Below are 14,769 nucleotides of genomic sequence, written 5' to 3' on the forward strand. Positions count from 1 at the left end.
GACAGAATCAGATCTAAGCAGATGAATGATATTGAACAACGTCAGCAGCGCCTGGAAGCCACCGTCCAGGAGGTATTGGCCGAGGCCAAACGCCAGGGGGCCAGCGCCGCCGAGGCGGGTGTCAGCAGCGACGCGGGGCTCTCCCTGACGGTGCGCCTGGGTGAGCCGGAGACCATCGAGCACACCCGCGACAACGGCATGGGGGTGACCGTCTATTTCGGCCAGCGCAAGGGCTCCGCCAGTACCTCGGACATGAGCCCGGCGGCACTGCGCGAGACGGTCAGTGCCGCCTGCAACTTCGCCCGCTACACCTCGAAGGATGAGTGCGCCGGTCTGGCCGATGCCGAGCTGATGGCCAGCGAGCTGCCCGAGCTGGATCTCTGCCACCCTTGGGAGCTGCCGGTGGAGCAGGCGATCGAGATTGCCTTGGCCTGCGAGAATGCCGCCCGCCAGCGTGACCCGCGCATCAGCAACTCCGAGGGGGCGAGCCTCGACAGCCAGCTGGGGGTGCAAGTCTACGGCAACAGCCATGGCTTTATCGGCGGCTACGCCGGCACCCGCCACAGCCTCAGCTGCGCGGTGGTGGGGGAGCAGGATGGCGAGATGCAGCGCAACTACTGGTACACCCTGGCCCGCGATGCCACCCAGCTTGATTCCCCCCAGCAGGTCGGCGAGGCAGCCGCCGATCGCACCCTGGCGCGACTTGGGGCGCGGCGTATCCCGACCCAGCAGGCTGCGGTGCTGTTTCAGGCCGACGTGGCGGTGGGGCTGCTGCGCAGCTTTATCGGCGCGATCCGCGGCTCGGCGCTCTATCGCAAGGCGAGTTTCCTGCTCGATCATCTCGATCGCCAGATCTTTCCAGAGAATATCCGTATCCATGAACTGCCCCGGTTGCGTGGCGGTCTCGCCAGCAGCGCCTTCGACAACGAGGGCGTCGCTACCCGCGAGCGGGACTTCGTCAGCGATGGCATCCTGCGCAGCTACGTGCTCGACAGCTACGCGGCGTGCAAGCTGGGGATGCAGACTACCGGCAATGCCGGCGGCGTGCGCAACCTGCGCATTAGCAGCGGTAGCCTGGATCGACAGGGACTGCTGCAGAAGATGGATACGGGCCTGCTGGTCACCGAGCTGATGGGCCAGGGTGTCAACACCGTTACCGGCGACTACTCGCGCGGTGCTGCCGGCTTCTGGGTCGAGGGCGGAGTGATCCAATACCCGGTAGAGGAGATCACCATCGCCGGCAACCTGCGGGAGATGTTCATGGGGTTGCTGGAGGTGGGTACCGATGTAGAGACCCGCACCTCGGTACAGAGCGGCTCCTGGCTGATTGAGCGGATGATGATCGCCGGCGAATAGCAAAGGCGATAATCAAATAGGCCAGTTTGGGATACTGGATTGCCGGGTTGGTTGGGATGGATTGAGCTGCTGCCTGCCCGATAACGGATCAGGAAAGATCACAGGAGGACAGGGATGTTCGAATCAGTCCTCGAGATCGTGATTTATCGATCAGGGCTGTACCTCAGCTCTTACATCTTTCGCAGTCTACTGCCGGGACCGGGCGATGGCGTGTTGTCACGGGGTTTGATTGCCTTTTCAGTGATGCTGGCGCTGGTCCTCTTCAAGGGCCGCTATCTGTAGAGTGGTTTGTCAGAGACCACACTCCGCTGTTCCCCGTTCGGTTGGCTGTCTCCCGCTCAGACCAGATAGATTGTCGCCAACCCGAGAAACGCCAGGAATCCCACCACATCGGTGACGGTGGTGAGTAGTACGCCGCCGGCCAGCGCTGGGTCGATGCCGAGTTTCTCCAGAGCAATCGGCAGTACCGCCCCGGCCAGGGCGGCGAAGATCAGGTTGATGGTCATCGCCGCAGCAATCAGCAGCGCGATACTGCTGTCATTAAACCAGAGGCCGGCGGCTACCCCCACCACCACCGCCCAGATGGCGCTGTTGATGGTGCCCACCGCCAGCTCCTTGGCCAGCAGCCAGCGGGCGTTTTTATGGGAGAGCTGCCCCAGCGCCAGGCCACGGATCGCCAGGGTCAGGGTCTGGGTGCCGGCAATGCCGCCCATGCTGGCGACGATCGGCATCAGCACCGCCAACGCCACGATCTGGTCGAGGGTCGCCTCGAACTGACTGATCACCCAAGAGGCGAGGAAGGCGGTAAGCAGGTTGACGCCGAGCCACAGCGCGCGGCGCTTGGCGCTGACCATCACCGGTGCAAACATATCCTCGTCTTCAGAGAGACCGGCCTGGCCCATGAACTGGTGCTCCCCCTCCTCACGGATCACGTCGACCACGTCGTCGATAGTGATACGGCCGAGCAGTCGGCCGTTCTCGTCCACCACCGGCGCCGAGATCAGGTCGTGCTGTTCAAAGCGGTTGGCCACCTCGCGTTTGCTCCAGTGGGCCGGGATCGGCTGCATGTCGAGGGACATCACCTCGGCCACGCTGTCGTCCAGATCGTGGGTGAGGATAGTGGAGAGGTGCAAAACGCCGAGATAACGATGGTCGCGATTGACCACGAATACTTTGTCGGTGTCCCGCGGTACATGCTCGCCGATGTGGCGCAGGTAGCGCTGCACCACGTCGAGGGTGACCTCGGCGCGTACCGTCACGGTATCGACGTTCATCAGGCCGCCAGCGCTCTCTTCAGGGTAGGCGAGTACCGTCTCGAGACGTTCCCGGTGCTGCTGATCGAGGGAGTCGAGCACCTCCCAGGTGATGTGGCGCGGCAGTTCCTTGACCAGGTCGGCCAGATCGTCGGTGTCGAGGCCAGCGGTGGCGGCCACCAGCTCAGCGGAGTTCATGCGGCTGATCAGATCGTCGCGAACCTCATCGGTGACCTGTAGCAGGATCTCGCCATCGGTGGTGTCATCGAGCAGCTCCCAGACGATCTCGCGTTGTGGCAGCGGCAGCGACTCCAGCAGGTGTGCCACCTCGGCGGGACGCAACGCATTCAGCATGCGCGCTGCCTGCTGTAGCGCGCCACTATCGAGCACGTCCTGCAGGAACAGCAGGCGGTTGTTGTCTGAGTTGTTCTGCAGGCTTGGTGGCATGAGGACGTCAGCTCGGGCTGGAAGCTAGATCAATCCGGATGATCCGGAAGGCCGGGGCGCAGTTTAACAAGGGCCGCTGCGGGGTGAAACCTTACAAATAGAAAGTGTATCTGGGCTAGTGAAACAGTTCCGCGAAGAGGGTGGCTGCCGGCTTGTTGTGCATCTGCTGCAGAAATGCCTGGGCCTGGCGGGTGAGGCGCGGCAGATCGCTGGCGCGGACGACCTGGCGGGTCTCCAGCAGGGCGCCGGGTTGCATGCTCAGCTCGCGCAGTCCCATGCCGAGCAGTAGCTGGGTGAACAGCGGGTCGCCAGCCATCTCGCCGCACATACTGATCGGGATGCCAGCGTTATTGGCGGCGTGGATGGTCATCTGGATCAGTTGCAGCACCGATGGGTGGAGCGGGTCGAACAGGTAGTTGACCGACTCATCCATGCGGTCCACCGCCAGGGTGTACTGGATCAGATCGTTGGTGCCGATGGAGAGGAAATCGAGCTGGCGAGCGAAGCTGGCGGCGGCAATGGCCGCGGCGGGGATTTCGATCATGCCGCCGACCGGCATTGTCGCGTTGAACCGCAAGCCCTCGCGGCTCAGCTCCTGCTTGGTCTGTTCGAGCAGCGCCAGGGTCTCCTGCAGCTCGGCGATGCAGGAGAGCATCGGGATCATCAGCCGCACCTGCCCCTCGGCGGAGGCGCGCAGGATTGCCCGCAGCTGCGGTAGAAACAGATCGGGCTCCTTCAGGCAGAGGCGGATGGCGCGCAGGCCGAGGGCCGGATTGTTGGAGGGTGGACAGTTGGGGTCGCTGCACTCGATGGTCTTGTCGGCGCCCAGGTCGAGGGTGCGGATGGTGAGGGGAGCGCCGTTGAGGCCACGCACCGCGCTCAGATAGGTTTCGAGCTGCTCCTCCTCGCTGGGCGGGGTGGTGCGGTTCATGTAGAGGAATTCAGTGCGGAACAGGCCGACGCCATCGGCGCGGTTGGCGAGGGTGGCGGTGATATCTTCCGGCAGCTCGATATTGGCCAGCAGCAGGATGCGCTGGCCGTCGCGGGTGATCGCGGGCAGATCGAGGTTGCGCCGCAGTTCAGCCTCGCGGGCCGCCTGGGCGATGATGCGCTGCTGGTAGTGTTGCAGGATCTCCCGGGTGGGGTCAGCAAGTACCACGCCGGCCTCGCCGTCGACGATCAGGGTTTCGCCGGCGCGCAGCAGTTGACTGGCGTGGTGCACGCCGAGCACTGCGGCGATGCCGAGGCTGCGGGCGAGGATTGCGGTGTGTGACAGTGGTCCGCCATACTCGGTGACAAAGGCGATCACGCCGCGGTTTTTCAGCATGATGATGTCGGCCGGGGTCAGATCCCGCGCCACCACGATGTGGTTGGTCAGGTCGCTCGGCGCCTCATCCCGTCCGGTACCCTGCTGCAAGGCGATCTGGATCTGTCCCACTACATGCTCGACATCGTCCCTGCGGGTGCGCAGGTAGGGGTCGTCCATCTCGTCAAAGACCCGCACCAGCTCGTTGCGGCGGCGCTGCAGCGCCCACTCGGCGGCGTACTGGTGAGTGCGGATCAGCTCGATCGGGGCCTGGCTGATGGCGCTGTCGTCGAGCATCAGTAGATGGGTGTCGATAAATGAGGAGATGTCCTCGGCGGTGCCGATGGGGAGGTGCTGGCGCACGGCGCGCAGTCGGTCACGGGCGGTATTGAGTGCCTTGCGGAAGCGTTCTACCTCGGCTTCGACCATCTCCTCGGGGATTAGTCGCGGTGCGATATCGAGTGGCCCGCGCTGCAGCAGGAAGGCGGCGCCTATGGCCACCTGGCGGGTGGTGCTGATGCCGATGCCGTGACTGGAGAAGGTCACTCACTCTCCCCGAACCGCTCATTGATCAGTAACTCCAGAGCGGCTATCGCCTCTGTCTCGTCCTCGCCGTTGACCTCGACCTCCAGCGCGGTGCCCTGGCTGGCGGCGAGCATCATCACCCCCATGATGCTCTTGCCGTTGACTCGCTGGCCGTTGCGCAGCAGCTGGATGCTACTGCCGTAGCGGCTGGCGCAGTTGACCAGTTTGGCGGCGGCACGGGCGTGCAGACCAAGGCGGTTGATGATGATGATCTCCTTGTGGATCATTGATTGGGGGTCTCCGGCTTGCGCTCGGGGCAGCAAACGATGCCGTCGATGCCGCCGCTGACCGCCTTTCTGGTCAGCTCTTTGAGGTTCATGGTAGCGTAGTTGAAGACGCGCACCAGCATCGGTAGGTTGATCCCGGCGATCACCTGCACCTGGTCTTCGCGGCGCAGTTTGTAGGCGATGTTGCTGGGGGTGGAGCCGTACATGTCGGTGAGGATCAGCACCCCATCGCCCTGGTTGAGCTGCTGTATCAGCTGCTGTGCGCGCTGCCACATGGCGTCGGGATCGCTCTCGGTGCCGACCTCGAGGGTGGCGGTGGCGAGCGGGCAGACCTCCATCATGTTGGTGGTGGTCTTGAGCAGAGCACGGCCGATCTCGTTGTGGGTGATGATCAGCAGGCCGATGCTCATGACAGTTCCCGATGGCGGCTCAGCACGTTGCGCCCCTGTTGTTTGAAGTGACGGTAGAGCTGGTCGGTGATGTAGACCGAGCGGTGCTGACCGCCGGTACAGCCGATGGCGATGGTCAGATAGCTGCGGCCATCGGCTTCGAAGCGGGGGATCCAGGATTCGAGGAAGCGGGTCAGATCCGCCTGCATCTGGCTGCTCTCCTCGCTGCTTTCGAGAAAATCGGCGACCGGGCCGTCGAGGCCGGTGAGTGGCCGCAACTCGGTCTGCCAGTGGGGGTTAGGCAGGCAGCGCACGTCGAAGACAAAATCCACGTCCCGCGGCACACCGTGTTTGAAGCCAAACGATTCAAACAGCAGGGAGACCTGGCGGCTGCCTCCGGTGACCCGGCCGCGGATCAGGTCGCGCAGTTCATGCAAGTTGGTGTGGGTGGTGTCGATGCGTAGGTCGGCAGTGCTGGCGAGGGGTTCGAGCACCTCCTGCTCTTGGCGGATCGCTTCGTCAAGTGAGTGGTCGTCGTCGGAGAGCGGGTGTTTGCGGCGTGTCTCGCTGAAGCGCTTGATCAGGGTCTCCTGTTGCGCCTCAAGGAAGATCATCTCGCAGTCGATGCCCTGCTCGCGCATCTTGGCGACCATCTCAGGCAGTTTGGCAATGTGAGATGGCTGGCTGCGGGCGTCGATGCCGACTGCAGTATGGCGGAAAATCGGCTCTGGGTCTTCCACCAGGTGGTTAGAGAAAGCCTCCAGCAGGCAGATCGGCAGGTTGTCGATACAGTAGTAGCCGAGATCCTCAAGGGTGTGCAGGGCGATGGTTTTACCCGACCCCGAGAGGCCGGTGATGATGAGCAGTCTAATACCGGTAGCCATGTTTCTTACATCTTGAAATTTTGAATGGCAGGCGGCTAGGTTAGCGCAATCCGGGGCAATTTTGAAAAGGAGTTAGCCCTTTTCATGTGGGCTAGTGGAACTCTGCTGATTAGCTTCGATATAGCCGCGTTGGCGCTCGCTGAACTCTGCTGCCGCATCGTAGCCGGTGACCCGTAACAGGTGTTGGCGCACCGCTGTCTCCGCCAGGATTGCAAGATTGCGACCGGCGGCCACTGGCAGGGTAGTCTGTGGAATCTCGACGCCGAGCAGGCGCTGGGTTGAATGGCTGCCCTCGAGTCGGTCCAGGTGTGAGAGTTCCTGTTCATTCATCTGCTGTAGATCGATGATCAAGTGGAGGTTTTTGACCGGCTTCACCGCGCTGTTGCCAAACATGGCGCGAACGTTGAGCAGTCCCAGTCCGCGCACCTCGAGAAAATCCTGCAGCACCGGTGGGCAGCGTCCCTGCAGGGTGTGGGCGTTGATGCGAGTGAACTCGGTGATATCGTCGGCGATCAAGCGATGGCCGCGAGAGATCAGCGCCAGCGCCAGTTCGCTCTTGCCGATCGAGGCATCGCCGCTGAGCAGCACCCCTTTACCCAGCACCTCGATGAACACGCCATGGATGTTTTTGGGCTCGGCATGGGAGGGCTGGGCCGGCTGGAAAGACGGCTGGAGATGCGCCAGTAGGCGCTGGATAACCTGGGCGTCGGGTTCGCTTGTATAGATGGTCGGGGTGTTGCTGTCGGCGGCGAGGGTGCGGCAGGCGTCGGTGGGGACTAAGCCGTCGGTAAAGATCAGGGCAGCCGGACGGCTGGCAAACAGCAGTTCAAGGTAGTGGCGGTAGCCTTTGCTGCCGAGGGACTCGAGCAGGTGACGCTCAGGCGGGCCGATCACCTGGATCGGTTGTGGGCGGGCCAGGTTGAGCGGCCCCACTAGGGGGGCGTCGCCCTCTGCCTGGATGGCCCGTTCCTCACCATTGCTGTACCAGGTGAGATTGAGTTTCGCGCTCAGTTGGGCGAACAGTTCGCGGATGGTGGTGGCGGGTGTCATTGCTGGCTGGGCTCGGGGCTTGTCTGCTGGATCAGCTCGATCACCTCGGCTGGGCTGCGGCACTGGCGCAGACGATCACAGAATGCTTTATCTCCGAACAGGCTGGCGAGCTTCGACAGTAGCTGTAGATGCTCCTCGGTGGCCTCCTCGGGTACCAGCATGGCGAAGGCGAGGTCGACCGGCTGGTTGTCGATGGCGTCGAAGTCGACCCCCTGGGTGGTCTGGATGAAGGCACCGACCGCTCGCTTGATCTGTGCCATGCGGGCGTGGGGGAGGGCGATACCCCGCCCCAGCCCAGTGCTGCCAAGGCGCTCCCGTTGTAGCAGGGCATCGAATACCATGTCCTGGCTAAGCTCGGAATCGGTGGCGGCGAATAGCCCGCCAAGCATCTCCAGGCTGCGTTTTTTACTGCTGATTTCGACGCCGCACAGGATACGCTGTGGGTCGATGAACCCTTCGGGAAACATCTTGGCCTTGTCCCTGTTCAGGGCTGCTCTGCGTCAGCGTACTTGTTGATGTGATTGCCACGATGGCTTTGCAGCTTCTCTTTATGCTTGATGACCTGTCGGTCGAGCTTGTCGATCAGTGCGTCGATGGCCGCGTACATGTCCTCTTGGACCGAGTCGGCAAACACGTTGCCGCCGTTGAGGTGGAGGGTGGCTTCCGCTTTCTGCCTGAGTTTCTCTACGCTGAGGATCACATGCACATTGGTGACGTTGTCGAAATGGCGCTCCAAGCGCTCAAACTTGCTGTCAACATAGTTACGCATCGAATCGGTGATATCGATATGGTGACCGGTCAGGTTGATTTGCATAATTAACTCCTGTTTCGGGAGGGATGCGCCGGAGATGCGGAGCATCCTCTTATTTGTCCGGTTGTCACACCAGACGCTTTCGCTCATTCGATGGGGGTATGCCCATCGATTCGCGGTATTTGGCCACAGTGCGGCGGGCGACATTGATACCCTGCTCGCTGAGTATCGTGGCAATCTTGTTGTCGCTGAGCGGCTTGTTGGGTGTTTCGGCGGCAACCAGTTTCTTAATGATGGCACGTATTGCGGTAGCCGAGCACTCGCCGCCGACACTGGTACTGACATGGCTGGAGAAGAAATATTTGAACTCCAGGGTGCCGCGGGGCGTGTGCATATATTTCTGGGTGGTAACCCGGGAGATGGTCGATTCGTGCATCTCCAGGGCTTCGGCGATGTCGCGCAGCACCAGCGGTTTCATCGCCTCCTCGCCATGTTCAAAAAAGGCCTGCTGGTACTCGACGATCTTGCTGGCGACCCGCAGGATGGTTTCGTTGCGGCTCAGCAGGCTCTTCAGGAACCAGCGCGCCTCCTGCAGGTGGTTCTTCAGGAAGGTATTGTCGTCGCTCTGATCGGCGCGACGGATCAGTTTGGCGTATTCGGCGTTGACCCGCAGGCGTGGCATGGTCTCCGGGTTGAGCTCCACATGCCAGCTGTTGTTGCGCTTGGTGACAAACACCTCGGGGATGACATACTCCGGCTCGGTATCGGCGATCAGGGTGCCGGGGCGCGGGTGGAGTGAGCGGATCAGCTGGTTGATCGCCGACAATTCATGGTCATCGATCTTCATCTTGCGCTTGATCTGCGCCTGGTCCTGGGCCGCCAGCAGCTTAAAATGTGTGCTGCACAGCTGGATCGCCTGCTCCAGATAGGCTGTCTCCGGGGGCAGCTGATCGAGCTGGATCAGCAAGCATTCCTGCGGGCCGCGGGCGGCGATGCCGGGGGGGTCGAAGGCCTGAACTCGGTGCAGCACTGCCTCCACATCCTCTAGGGCCACCTCCTCCAGATCGACCGTGGAATGGATCTCCTCGATGCTGGCCTGCAGATAGCCGTCGGGGCTGATGCTGTCGATGATGGTCAGCGCGATCGCCTGGTCCGAGGGGCAGAGGCGGGTCAGGTTGAGTTGCCACAGCAGGTGGTCCTGCAGTGAATCAGATTTGCTGCGCTGGCAGAGGAAGTCGGTATCGCTGCCCTCGCCGCCGGCGGGAGCTGGCGGCGAGTAGCTGTCGTAGACATCGCTCCACTCGGTGTCGACGGGGAGGTCCTCGGGCATCTCGGGGCTGTTGGTTTTGACCTCCCGTTCGTTGTTGATGTCGTTGCCATCCGCCGGAGTTTGCTGCGCGCTTTCGCTGCTGGGATTCTCCTTGCGCTCTGCGGCAGTTTGCTCAAACTCCTCTTCGGCTTCCAGCATCGGGTTGGTGTCGAGGGCCTCCTGTATCTCCTGATTGAGATCGAGCGCGGAGAGCTGTAGCAGACGGATCGCCTGCTGCAGCTGAGGCGTCATGGTGAGGTGTTGGCCGAGTCGAAGCTGAAGTGTCTGCTTCATCTATCCATGGTCAAGTTGGTTCTCGTACGCAATTTATGTGCCTTTTCGGTTTCATTCTAGTCAAAAGCAATAGCAGGTGGAACCTCGGCTTGATCGGGAGTTGCCGTGGGTCATGTATTTGTAAACCGGCCCGGCAAAGGAGGTGCGGTCGGCCCTGCGCCGTGCTACATGGTGAAGTTTTCGCCGAGATAGACGGCGCGCACCTCGGGGTGTTTAAGGATCGCCTCCGGGGTGCCCTCTTCGAGCACCTTGCCGTTGTTGATGATGTAGGCGCGGTCGCAGATGTCGAGAGTTTCGCGCACATTGTGGTCGGTGATGAGCACCCCGATATCACGCTCCTTGAGGTGGTTGATCACCGCTTTTATGTCGATAACGGCGAGCGGGTCGATGCCGGCGAAGGGCTCGTCGAGCAGCACGAAGCGGGGTTTGATGGAGAGCGCGCGGGCGATCTCCAGGCGGCGACGCTCGCCGCCGGAGAGGCTCATCGCCTGGCTGTTGCGCAGATGGGTGATGCCGAACTCCTGCAGCAGTTGGTCGCAGCGCTTGTTGCGGGCGCTACGCGACAGCTCCTTGCGGCTCTCGAGGATGGCAAGGATGTTCTCCTCTACTGAGAGACGGCGGAACACTGAGGGCTCCTGGGCGAGGTAACTGATGCCGAGACGGGCGCGGGTGTGCATCGGCAGGTCGGTGAGATCCTTTCCGTTAATGCGAACACTCCCACCGTCGGCGGGCACCAGGCCGACGATCATGTAGAAGCTGGTGGTCTTGCCAGCACCGTTGGGCCCAAGCAGTCCAACCACCTCGCCACTGGCGACCTCCAGGGAGATATCGTCGACCACGCGCCGGCCACGGTACTGTTTGGCCAGGTTTTCGGCGTAGAGGCGTGTCATGGGTCGTGCTTTTGTGATTCGATCACCACCCGGACCCGCTGTTTGCCCTGTGCGCTGGCGCCGGCCTTGACCAGGCTGCGGCTGCGCAGGTAGGTGATGCGGTCGCTGCTGAACTCATCCTTGCCCTGCAGCAGTACTGCTTCGTCAAACAGGTAGATCTCATCTTTCTTGATGAAGTAGGTGATCTTTAGGGCGTGGCCGCGGGCCTCTTCGTGGCTCTTGTCCATCTGCTGGCGGAAGCGCACCGGCTTGCCGACGGCGACGATTTTTTCGGTCTCACCCTGGCGGCGGTGGATCCACATCTTGTCGGCCTCTAGCCGCATGCTGCCCTGGCTGACCACCACGTTGCCGATGTAGATGCTGACACCGCTGGCCTCGTCGATCTCCACGCTGTCGGCCTCAAGATAGATCGGTTGCTCCCGGTCACCGCTCAGCGCCCTAGCCTGCAACGGTAGCAGGAGCAGCAGAAGCAGAAGTGACACGCTGTTAATCGATTTCATGATAGCCACGTACCTCGGAGAGTAGCTTGATCTTAACCGGTTCCAGAAGTTGCCCTTGTAGCCCGACACCATGCAGCCAGTCGCCCTGGCTGGTAATTTGTACCCGTTGTTTGGTGCTGACATAGCCGCTGTCGGGATGAGCCCACAGGTCGCTGGTAGTGATCTGGTAGGGGCGTTTGCCGTTGCTCGCAGCGTGATCGATCTGTACCTCACCGGGCATGAAGATCTTGTTGTTATTGCCGTAGAGGGTGGCGCTGGTTGCGGTGACTCTCCACGGCGCTGCGCCGGCTGCGTATTGCCAGAATATGGGGTGCTCGAGTTCGGTAGTGTCATCATCGGCGAAGTGGCGCATCGCTACGCTTTTCAGGCGATGCTGTGGCAGGCCATCCTGGTTGTATCTGACAGAGACCAGATCGCTGGCGTAGTAGTCGGGGTAGTGGAGTTCGGCCTGTTCCGGGCGGCTCTCCTGTTCGCCGATGGTGCTTAGCCACCAGCCAAAACCGGCGAGTGCGACGATCAGTAGCAGGCTGGTGAGCAGTGGATACTTCACAAGACGTCAGAGATAGCTCTGCAGGACACGCTGTAGATGCCCCTGGGCATCCATCAGCAGTTCGCAGACATCTCGCGCCGCGCCGCGACCGCCGGCATGCGGGGTCAGCCAGTGGGCGTGTTGAGTGACAAACGGGTGGGCGTCGTTGACCGCGATTGCCAGCCCTACCAGGCGCATGATCGGCAGATCCACCACATCATCTCCGACATAGGCGATCTCGGCATCGCTGAGGCCGAGTTTATCGCGCAGCTCTTGGTAGGCGGGGCGCTTGTCGAGCTGGCCCTGGTAGACGTGTTTGATGCCCAGGCTTTGCATTCGCAGGCGTACCACCTCGGAGCTGCGTCCGGTGATGATGCCGATCTCGACGCCGCTCTGCTGCAGCATCTTGATACCGTGGCCGTCGCGGGAGTTGAAGGCTTTATACTCCTGGCCGTCGTCACCGAGGAACAGGCTGCCATCGGTGAGCACGCCGTCTACATCAAAGATGACCAGTCTGATCCTGCGCGCTTTTTCCTGAATGTCCTGCACCTGTTTTCTCCTTCAGGGAGCCGCTGAATGAATCATGGGCGGCAGCCTTGTGGTCCAAGTTCCCCGCTGCTGCGTTGTACCCCAAGGGCATTCCTTGCGGGGCAAAATCTTGGCAATAGACCAGCTATTATCTGCAATTTCTTCCTTGCAGCGGTAAATGTGGCCTCATAATCCTGCTCGCTTGGATTCATCCAGAGGCACCCTAGACGACGCCGGCTCGTAGCAGGTCGTGCATGTTGAATGCGCCGATCAGTCGCGCGGCCGCGTCGACCACAAAAAAACCGTTGATTTTCTTCTCATCCATGATCTGCAGTGCCTCTGCTGCCAGCATCTCGGCCGGCACGGTGGCGCCGTGCGGGGTCATCACCTCCGACACCAGTGTATCGCGGATGTTCAGTGGTCTGTTCAGGGTGCGTCGCAGATCGCCGTCGGTGAAGATGCCAATCAGCCGCTGCTCGGTATCCACTACGGCGGTCATGCCAAGCCCCTTCTCTGACATCTCGATCAGCGCCTGCTGTAGGCTGGCGTTGGCGGCCACCTTCGGGATCGCCTGGTCGCGGTGCATGATATCGCCAACGTGCAACAGCAGGCGTCGCCCCAGGCTGCCGCCGGGGTGCGACAGGGCGAAATCCTCGGCGGTGAAGCCGCGTGTCTCAAGCAGTGCGACTGCGAGGGCGTCACCCATTACCAGCGCCACGGTGGTGCTGGCGGTGGGCGCCAGGCCGAGCGGGCAGGCCTCTTTGTCGACGCCGACATCGAGGTGCACGTTCGCCTCCCGCGCCAGGGTCGAGCCGGGGTTGCCGGTCATCGCGATTAGCGGTGCGCCGAGGCGTTTGATCAGTGGCAGGATGGTGAGCAGTTCGCCGGTCTCGCCGGAGTTAGAGAGGGCCAGCACCACGTCCTGTGGGGTGATCATGCCGAGGTCGCCGTGGCTCGCCTCGCCGGGGTGGACGAAGAAGGCGGGGCTGCCGGTGCTAGCAAGGGTGGCGGCGATCTTGCTGCCGATGTGCCCCGATTTGCCCATGCCAGTCACCACTACCCGGCCACGGCAGTCGAGGATGAAGGTGCAGGCGCGCTCGAAGGCGGTGTCGATGCGTCCGGCTAGTGCGGTCACTGCGTCGGCCTCGGTCTCGATCACTGCCAAGGCCAGCTGGCGCAGCTTTTCTGCATCCTCGCGGGGGAGCGGTCGATTGTCTCGCATACCTGATCCTGTTGGAAATCGTTCTGCTGTCTGCCGGTCGGGAAGGGCTTATCGCAGGCTATTAAATATGAAGAGTTGATAGCCGACAAATGCCGCCACCAACAGCAATCCTTCGAAGCGGGTGAGTCGGCCGTTCTTGCCAAAGCTGTAGCCCAAGGCGAACAGCGCCACGGTCAGGCCGAGCATCATCGGCTGATCGCGGGTCAGGGCGGCCGGGTCAAACGGGCCGGGGGCGAGCAGGCCGGGCAGGCAGAGTACCGCCAGCAGGTTGTAGAGGTTGGAGCCGACCACGTTGCCGATGGCCAGGTCGTCTTCGCCCTTGAGGGCGCTGGTGATGCTGGCTGCCAGTTCCGGCAGGCTGGTGCCCAGGGCGACGATGGTGAGGCCGATCACCAGGTCGCTGATACCGAAGGCGGTGGCGATGTTGACCGCCCCCCACACCAGCATGCGTGAACTGATTAGGAGTGCAATCAGCCCCAGCGCGAGCCACAGCAGCGCCATCTTGGTGGGCATGTCGTGAGGGATTTCGGCGTCGAACTCGCCTACCATTGGATCACTGGCGGAGCCGGTCCTGGCAGTGTGGATCATCCAGGCAAGCAGCAACACCAGTCCGCCCAGCAGGATCATGCCATCAAACTGGCTCAGCTCGCCGTCGAGCATCAGTAGGAACGACAGCAGGCTGACCGCCAGCAGCACCGGGTATTCGCGCCTGAGTACGCCGGAGTGGACGGTGAGCGGCACAATCAGTGCGGTGACGCCGAGGATCAGTCCGATGTTGGCGATATTGGAGCCGAGTGCGTTGCCGATGGCGAGGCCCGGGTTGCCATCCAGGGTGGAGACGGCGGAGACGATGATCTCCGGGGCGGAGGTGCCGAAGCCGACGATGGTCAGGCCGATCAGCATGGGGGCGACGCCCAGGTTGCTGGCGAGGGCAGCTGCGCCTGAGACGAACCGGTCGGCGCCCCAGACGAGGATGGCAAGGCCGATGAAGATGGCGGTGAGGTCGAGCAGCATCTGTTTCTATAGTATTGAGGGTCGGGAGTAGAAAGCAGTGGGGATTTTTCCAGACCCCGCAGGGAAAGTCCAAGCTGGCGGCTGCAGCTATCGGCAAGGGTGGTAATTGTTGTCGTATTAGGGGTTGACGGGGCGGGTATTGTCATTAGATAATTAGTACATGCTGATTTTGTGTATACGAAATCAGACTCCTCCATCCTCCTTTTGGTGGTTATTATTAAGGCGCAACGTCACC

Annotated in this window: 17 protein-coding genes; 2 read left to right on the plus strand and 15 right to left on the minus strand. The window is 61.9% G+C overall.

From position 1 onward, the window contains the following. Positions 1 to 21 precede the first annotated feature (21 nt). Together pmbA and Ga0074115_RS16080 are read left to right on the plus strand one after the other, a co-directional pair. Positions 22 to 1,356: a metalloprotease PmbA gene (gene pmbA / locus Ga0074115_RS00250; protein WP_057955489.1), complete on the plus strand. Its 1,335-nt coding sequence runs from the start codon at positions 22 to 24 to the stop codon at positions 1,354 to 1,356. Between the two features lie 114 nt (positions 1,357 to 1,470). After that, positions 1,471 to 1,638 (plus strand): hypothetical protein, encoded by a 168-nt coding sequence (locus Ga0074115_RS16080; RefSeq protein ID WP_157292593.1) that lies wholly within the window; start codon positions 1,471 to 1,473, stop codon positions 1,636 to 1,638. Between the two features lie 56 nt (positions 1,639 to 1,694). Here the strand turns inward: Ga0074115_RS16080 and mgtE are convergent, their stop codons facing one another. The 15 genes from mgtE to Ga0074115_RS00325 form a co-directional block, all read right to left on the minus strand. Further along, complete coding sequence (gene mgtE / locus Ga0074115_RS00255) at positions 1,695 to 3,056, minus strand: magnesium transporter (protein ID WP_057955488.1); 1,362 nt, start codon at positions 3,054 to 3,056, stop codon at positions 1,695 to 1,697. A 115-nt stretch (positions 3,057 to 3,171) separates the two neighbouring features. Further along, on the minus strand, positions 3,172 to 4,908 hold the full coding sequence (gene ptsP / locus Ga0074115_RS00260; RefSeq protein WP_057955487.1) for a phosphoenolpyruvate--protein phosphotransferase: 1,737 nt from the start codon (positions 4,906 to 4,908) through the stop codon (positions 3,172 to 3,174). Further along, complete coding sequence (locus Ga0074115_RS00265) at positions 4,905 to 5,174, minus strand: HPr family phosphocarrier protein (protein WP_057955486.1); 270 nt, start codon at positions 5,172 to 5,174, stop codon at positions 4,905 to 4,907. Before Ga0074115_RS00265 ends, ptsP begins: the two co-directional genes overlap by 4 nt. Next, a complete protein-coding gene (locus Ga0074115_RS00270) occupies positions 5,171 to 5,584 on the minus strand; it encodes a PTS sugar transporter subunit IIA (RefSeq protein ID WP_057955485.1) in 414 nt (137 codons plus the stop codon). The genes Ga0074115_RS00265 and Ga0074115_RS00270 overlap by 4 nt, the downstream gene beginning before the upstream one ends. Next, on the minus strand, positions 5,581 to 6,435 hold the full coding sequence (rapZ, locus tag Ga0074115_RS00275; RefSeq protein ID WP_060528115.1) for an RNase adapter RapZ: 855 nt from the start codon (positions 6,433 to 6,435) through the stop codon (positions 5,581 to 5,583). The genes Ga0074115_RS00270 and rapZ overlap by 4 nt, the downstream gene beginning before the upstream one ends. Before the next feature lie 84 nt (positions 6,436 to 6,519). Next, on the minus strand, positions 6,520 to 7,497 hold the full coding sequence (hprK, locus tag Ga0074115_RS00280) for an HPr(Ser) kinase/phosphatase (protein ID WP_057955483.1): 978 nt from the start codon (positions 7,495 to 7,497) through the stop codon (positions 6,520 to 6,522). Beyond that, on the minus strand, positions 7,494 to 7,964 hold the full coding sequence (ptsN, locus tag Ga0074115_RS00285) for a PTS IIA-like nitrogen regulatory protein PtsN (RefSeq protein ID WP_057955482.1): 471 nt from the start codon (positions 7,962 to 7,964) through the stop codon (positions 7,494 to 7,496). Before ptsN ends, hprK begins: the two co-directional genes overlap by 4 nt. Positions 7,965 to 7,981: 17 nt before the next feature. Continuing rightward, positions 7,982 to 8,311 carry a ribosome hibernation promoting factor gene (gene hpf / locus Ga0074115_RS00290; protein ID WP_057955481.1) on the minus strand — a complete coding sequence of 110 codons (330 nt, stop codon included), beginning with the start codon at positions 8,309 to 8,311 and terminating at the stop codon, positions 7,982 to 7,984. A gap of 64 nt (positions 8,312 to 8,375) precedes the next feature. Beyond that, complete coding sequence (locus Ga0074115_RS00295; protein ID WP_057955480.1) at positions 8,376 to 9,851, minus strand: RNA polymerase factor sigma-54; 1,476 nt, start codon at positions 9,849 to 9,851, stop codon at positions 8,376 to 8,378. A 164-nt stretch (positions 9,852 to 10,015) separates the two neighbouring features. Further along, on the minus strand, positions 10,016 to 10,741 hold the full coding sequence (lptB, locus tag Ga0074115_RS00300; protein ID WP_057955479.1) for an LPS export ABC transporter ATP-binding protein: 726 nt from the start codon (positions 10,739 to 10,741) through the stop codon (positions 10,016 to 10,018). Continuing rightward, positions 10,738 to 11,223 (minus strand): lipopolysaccharide transport periplasmic protein LptA, encoded by a 486-nt coding sequence (lptA, locus tag Ga0074115_RS00305; protein WP_232432825.1) that lies wholly within the window; start codon positions 11,221 to 11,223, stop codon positions 10,738 to 10,740. The genes lptB and lptA overlap by 4 nt, the downstream gene beginning before the upstream one ends. Positions 11,224 to 11,227: 4 nt before the next feature. After that, entirely contained in the window at positions 11,228 to 11,791 is a 564-nt protein-coding gene (gene lptC / locus Ga0074115_RS00310) for an LPS export ABC transporter periplasmic protein LptC (protein WP_057955477.1), read from the minus strand. Positions 11,792 to 11,797: 6 nt separating this feature from the next. Continuing rightward, on the minus strand, positions 11,798 to 12,319 hold the full coding sequence (gene kdsC, locus Ga0074115_RS00315) for a 3-deoxy-manno-octulosonate-8-phosphatase KdsC (protein ID WP_057955476.1): 522 nt from the start codon (positions 12,317 to 12,319) through the stop codon (positions 11,798 to 11,800). A gap of 202 nt (positions 12,320 to 12,521) precedes the next feature. Beyond that, the gene (locus Ga0074115_RS00320) at positions 12,522 to 13,520 is read right to left on the minus strand and encodes a KpsF/GutQ family sugar-phosphate isomerase (RefSeq protein ID WP_057955475.1); all 999 of its coding nucleotides are present in this window, start codon (positions 13,518 to 13,520) and stop codon (positions 12,522 to 12,524) included. A 48-nt stretch (positions 13,521 to 13,568) separates the two neighbouring features. After that, positions 13,569 to 14,534 (minus strand): calcium/sodium antiporter, encoded by a 966-nt coding sequence (locus Ga0074115_RS00325; RefSeq protein ID WP_057955474.1) that lies wholly within the window; start codon positions 14,532 to 14,534, stop codon positions 13,569 to 13,571. Between the last annotated feature and the right edge of the window lie 235 nt (positions 14,535 to 14,769).

Source organism: endosymbiont of Ridgeia piscesae, from assembly GCF_001443665.1.
GTDB lineage: Bacteria > Pseudomonadota > Gammaproteobacteria > Chromatiales > Chromatiaceae > Endoriftia > Endoriftia persephonae.